Source organism: Bordetella petrii (assembly GCF_020991325.1).
GTDB lineage: Bacteria > Pseudomonadota > Gammaproteobacteria > Burkholderiales > Burkholderiaceae_B > Bordetella_A > Bordetella_A petrii_E.
This window is the reverse complement of record NZ_JAJMLX010000292.1, coordinates 1-5,417: the sequence shown is the minus strand read 5'-3', so window position 1 is coordinate 5,417 and position 5,417 is coordinate 1. Positions and strand designations below refer to the sequence as shown.

The window sequence follows — 5,417 nt, the reverse complement described above, 5'->3', positions numbered from 1 at the left end:
GCACCGCCGCCCGTGCCGCCGCGCGAGGCGGCGGGCGAGGTCGACAGCGGCAACAGTCCGCGTGCGCGCAATTGGTTGCGCGCACCGCGTTCGGTTTCGGCATCGAGTGTGCCGTGCACGATCTTGCCGACCAGATCGGTGGCTTCATAACGGAATGATGGCATGCAAAAAACTCGGAATTTCCAGGATTTCCAGCCCGCCACATTGACCTTGAATTATGACCGTAGTGTTTCAGGGGTACCCCGTATACTCGCCGCAAATTCACTGCTCCAGCCGTCAAGAACAACTCATGCGCCGCCTTGCAAAAACCACCCTGGCCTGTGTGCTGGCCGTCGCCAATATCGCGATGCCTGTGCCTTTCGCATACGCCCAGGCGCTGCCCGGTGACAACCGGGTCAGCCTGAATTTCGTCGACACGGATATTCCCGCCGTGCTGCGAGCCCTGTCCTTATTCACACAGCGCAATTACCTGGTGGACCCGCGAGTCAAGGGCAAGCTGACGCTGGTGTCCGAGCGTCCGGTCGATCGCGACACGGCGGTGGCCATGCTGGCGGGGGCGCTGCGCATGCAGGGCTTTGCCATCGTGGAAGTGGATGGCGTGACCCGCGTGGTGCCCGAGTCCGATGCCAAGCTGCAGGGCAGCAGGGTAGTAGCCGATGCGCCCAGGCCATCGGGCGCGCCGGCGCCGGTGGCCATGTCGGATTTCGGCCGGGACGCGCGCGGCAGCGAAGTCGTGACGCGCGTGTTCTCGCTGAAGTACGAAAGCGCCGCGAACCTGCTGCCGGTGCTGCGGCCGCTGGTGCCGCCCAATAACCCCATCAATGCCTACCCCGGCAACAACACCCTGGTGGTGACCGACTACGCCGACAACATCGAGCGCATCGCGCGCGTGATTGCGCGGGTGGACGTGCCCAGCGCCATCGATACCGACGTGGTGCCCGTGAAATACGGCGTGGCCAGCGACCTGGCCACGCTGGCCACGCAATTGCTGGACGCGCAAAGCGGCGATCCGACCCAGCGCGTTGCCATGGTGGCCGACCCGCGCACCAACAGTGTGCTGATCCGCGCCGGCAGCCCGGCGCGCACGCGGCTGGCCCGCAATCTGATCGAGAAGCTGGATTCGGAACAGGCCCGCCCGGGCAACCTGCACGTGGTGTACCTGCGCAATGCGCAGGCTTCGCGCATGGCCGAGGTGCTGGGCGGCTTGCTGTCCTCGCAGGCCCTGAACACCGCCGCCGGCGACCGAGGCATGGCCGGCGCGGGCGCGGCCGGCGGCGCCGCCTCGACCGGACGCAGTACCAGTAATGCCGGCCGTTCCGCCTCGTCACGCACGGTGGGCATGTCCAGCGGCAGTTCAAATTCCAGTTCGGGTGGGCTGGGCGGCAGTTCGTTCGGCCAGCAGCAGATAGAGCGCGACGATGGCGGCGCGGGCGAGGCGGTGTCGTATTCGGGCGGCGGGGCCACCATACAGGCCGATCCGTCCACCAATACGCTGATCATCTCGGCACCCGAGCCCTTGTACCGCAGCCTGCGCGAGGTGATAGACCAACTGGACCAGCGCCGCGCGCAGGTGCTGGTGGAAAGCCTGATCGTGGAAGTCAGCCAGGAAACAGCCGCGGAATTCGGCATCCAGTGGATGACGGGCGCGGGCAGCCTGGATGGCAGCGGCTTCGTGGGCGGCACCAACCTGGGAGGCAGCGGCATCGGCAGCGCGGGAACGGGCGCCACCACGCTGGACGCGCTGGGCCGCGGCCTGACGCTGGGCCTGGTCAAGGGCACCGTGGACGTGCTGGGCAACCAGGTCATCAACCTGAATGTGCTGGCGCGCGCGCTGCAGAACACCGGCGAGGCGAATATTCTTTCCACGCCCAACTTGCTGACGCTGGACAACGAGCAGGCCAGCATCCTGGTGGGCAAGACCGTGCCCTTCGTTACGGGGCAGTACGTCACTTCGGGCAGCGACGGCAGCGGCAATCCGTTCCAGACCATCGAGCGCGAGGATATCGGCCTGAAGCTGAACATACGCCCGCAGATTTCGGAAGGCGGCGCGGTGAAGCTGGATATTTACCAGGAAGTCAGCAGCATCGATGAGGCCAGTTCCAGCGAGACCACCGGCCTGGTCACCAATAAGCGGGCCATCGACACCAGCGTGCTGGTCGACGACGGCCAGATCATCGTGCTGGGAGGGCTGCTGGAAGACAGCGTCAGCACCACGACCAACGCGGTGCCAGGCCTGAGTTCCATTCCCGTGCTGGGCGCGCTGTTCCGCTACGACACGCGGCGCCGCACCAAGAGCAACCTGATGGTGTTCCTGCGGCCATACGTGGTGCGCGATACGCGCGACAGCGCCAATGTCACCCTGAACCGGTACGACTACATGCGGCGCGCGCAAAGCCAGGCACAGCCGAACAAGCATTGGCTGCTGCCGGATGTGCAGGCGCCGCTGCTGCCGCCCGCCCAGCTGCAATCGGTGGGCAGCCGCGCCGACTATGACATGCGCCCCGAAGCGGCCGCGGCCACGATGCGGCGCCAGCCGCCGCGTACGGTGGAAACCTATCGGGTGCGCCAGTTGCCCGAGCCGCCGGGCGGATCCGACCCCGGCCTGCCCATACGCGCCAACCTGCCGCTGGGGGTAAGTATTGCCACGGATCCGTCGGCGCTGTATGCGGAAACCCGCCAGGACACGACGATTCTGCAGATCGCCTCGGTGAACGACCAGACCGCCGCGGAAAGCATCGCCAAGCGCGTGCGCATCAGCGGGCTTAACGCGTACGTGCAGGTGGGGCCTGGCGGCCAGGGTTATGTGGTGCGGTCCGACATCGCGCGCGATGCCACTACTGTCGATACCGCGGTGGCGCTGCTCAAGGAACTGGGCTATCGCGCCGAGCTGGTGACGCATCTGTGAGCGCGTATCCCTTGCCTTATAGCTGGGCGCGCGCGCAGCGCGCGGTGCTGCTGCTGCGCCCGGGGGCGTCGCAACTGACCATCAGCGCCCGCACGCCGCCCTGGGCGCTGCGCGAGATACTGCGTTGCCATGGCGAGGTTCCGGTTGCGGAAGTGTCCGACGATGCGCTGGAAACGCTGCTGAATGCCGCCTATAGCGACACCGCCGATGCGGCGTCGGTGATGGGCGTGGCCGAGAACGAAATCGACCTGGACCGCCTGCTGCAAGACATTCCCGAAGTGGCGGACCTGCTGGAAACCCAGGATGACGCGCCGGTCATTCGGATGATCAATGCGCTGTTCGCCCAGGCCGCGCGCGATGGCGCCAGCGACATGCATATCGAGGCCTACGAGAACCATTCGGTGGTGCGCTACCGGGTCGACGGCGTGCTGCGCGACGTGGTCAGCCCGCGCAAGGCGCTGCATTCGGCGCTGATCTCGCGCATCAAGATCATGGCGAACCTGGACATCGCCGAGAAGCGCCTGCCGCAGGACGGGCGCATTGCGCTGCGGGTGGGCGGACGGCCCATCGACGTGCGGGTGTCCACCTTGCCCACCGGCCACGGCGAACGCGCCGTGCTGCGCCTGCTGGACAAGGAGGCCGGCCGCCTGAAGCTGGAAAAGCTGGGCATGAACCCGTCGGTGCTGCAGCAGCTGGACACCCTGATCCGCCAGCCGCACGGCATTGTGCTGGTGACGGGGCCTACCGGTAGCGGCAAGACCACCACGCTGTACGCGGCGCTGTCGCGGCTGGACGCCTCCACCACCAATATCCTGACGGTGGAAGACCCCATCGAGTACGACCTGCCCGGCATCAGCCAGACCCAGGTCAACGCCAAGATCGATATGACGTTCGCGCTGGCGCTGCGCGCCATCCTGCGCCAGGATCCGGACGTGATCATGATCGGCGAGATCCGCGACCTGGAAACCGCGCAGATCGCGGTACAAGCCTCGCTGACGGGCCATCTGGTGCTGGCCACGCTGCATACGAATGACGCCACCTCGGCCGTGACGCGGCTGGTGGACATGGGCGTCGAGCCGTTCCTGCTGGCTTCGTCGCTGCTGGGCGTGCTGGCGCAACGCCTGGTGCGCCAGTTGTGCCAGGAATGCCGGCGCCCGGAAACGCTGCCGGATGGCAAGGTAGTGTACCGGCCCGTGGGGTGTACCGCCTGCAACCAGACAGGCTATAGCGGCCGTTCCGGCATCCATGAACTCTTCACGGTGGACGACGATGTGCGCCACCTGATCCACGAGGGCCGCGATGAACAGGCGCTGCGCGCGCAGGCCCTGCGCGCGGGCATGCGTACCTTGCGCGACGATGGCCAGCGCTGGGTCGAGGCCGGCAAGACCTCGCCGGAAGAAATCCTGCGCGTGACGCGCGACGCCTGAAACAAGCGCCCGCGCGCTCAGGGCGGCGTGCCGAAGTGGCTTTTGCCGTCCGACACCGGCCCCAGGGCGCTGAGCAGGCCCGTCAGGGCCGCGCGCTGGTCGTCGCTGGCATTGGCAGAGGGTTCCGCCGTGCCCCGGAAGCGCAGCCTGCCGCGCTGCCATTGTCCTTCGCCGCTGGCCGACAACACGCCCGATTCGGTGCTTAGCGCCAATTTCACGCCTTCGTCGCCGCCGCTGATGCGCAGCAGGTAGTTGCCCAGCGGCTTGACATGCGACAGCGCCGAGCTGGCCTGCGTCCAGCGGGCTTCGGCCAGCGTCCCGGCGGCGGGCAATTGGCCGGGCGTGAAGGCCTGCCATTGCACCTCGATCTGCCCGCCCGGGGCCACGGTATTCAGCGGCGCGCCGAAGCTGGCCAATGCGGTGGCGGGCATCCGCAGGTTCTGGCCCGACACGCGCACGCCAGTAAGTCCCGGGCGGACCCGAACGGGCCCGCGCAGCCAGGCATGCGATACCTCCAGCGCGCCGTTGCGCCATTGCCAGCTGACGGGTTCGGACAATAGCCGGCGCGCGCCCGGCGGGCCCAGCGCCAATTGGCCGCTGCCGCGCCATACCGTACCGTCGGCATCGGCCAGCGCCAGCATGGCATTGTCGGGCAGCGCCAGCATCATCCAGCGGGCAGGCAGCACGGGCAGCGCCGCCAGCAGGGCGCAGAGCAGGGCCAGGGCGGCCAGCGGCAGCGAGACAGACTTGGGAAAAACCAGGCGCATCAGGGTCGGGATGAAATCAGAGTCAGGGTGCCGGACAGGCGTCCGGGCAGGCGGCGGCCACCCTCCAGGGTGGCGCGTGTCAATTCCGCGCTGGCTACGTCCAGGCGCCAGTCGCGCGCGGCAGTGTCCAGCCAGCGGAACAGCACGGCGGATGAAGCCTCGCGCAGGGTCAGTGTCAGGGCCGGGCCTGGCGCTGTCTTGCCGCCGTCCGCGGGCACGGCGCCTTCGGCCAGGGTCCATGTATCTTCCGTCAGGCCTTCGCGCCGCAGGCTGGCGCCCAGTTCGTCGGCGCTTGGCGCGGCCGACGCGGCGTTGCCC

Annotated in this window: 3 protein-coding genes and 1 pseudogene; 2 read left to right on the top strand and 2 right to left on the bottom strand. The window is 67.8% G+C overall.

The window, feature by feature from the left end; genetic code table 11:
- Window positions 1–289 precede the first annotated feature (289 nt).
- A complete protein-coding gene (gspD, locus tag LPZ50_RS21140; RefSeq protein WP_230664670.1) occupies window positions 290–2,905 on the top strand; it encodes a type II secretion system secretin GspD in 2,616 nt (871 codons plus the stop codon).
- On the top strand, window positions 2,902–4,332 hold the full coding sequence (gspE, locus tag LPZ50_RS21135) for a type II secretion system ATPase GspE (RefSeq protein ID WP_230664668.1): 1,431 nt from the start codon (window positions 2,902–2,904) through the stop codon (window positions 4,330–4,332). Before gspD ends, gspE begins: the two co-directional genes overlap by 4 nt.
- A gap of 17 nt (window positions 4,333–4,349) precedes the next feature.
- Here gspE and gspN read toward each other — a convergent pair whose 3' ends face one another.
- Window positions 4,350–5,099 (bottom strand): type II secretion system protein N, encoded by a 750-nt coding sequence (gene gspN / locus LPZ50_RS21130; protein ID WP_230664667.1) that lies wholly within the window; start codon window positions 5,097–5,099, stop codon window positions 4,350–4,352.
- Window positions 5,099–5,417, bottom strand: a pseudogene (locus LPZ50_RS21125) (hypothetical protein); the annotation flags it as partial. The gene gspN and the pseudogene LPZ50_RS21125, both read right to left, overlap by 1 nt.

Bases quoted from the DNA above. Each gene is read 5' to 3' on its own strand.
- gspD (WP_230664670.1), top strand. From the start codon at position 290: ATGCGCCGCCTTGCAAAAACCACCCTGGCCTGTGTGCTGGCCGTCGCC.
- gspN (WP_230664667.1), bottom strand. From the start codon at position 5,099: ATGCGCCTGGTTTTTCCCAAGTCTGTCTCGCTGCCGCTGGCCGCCCTG.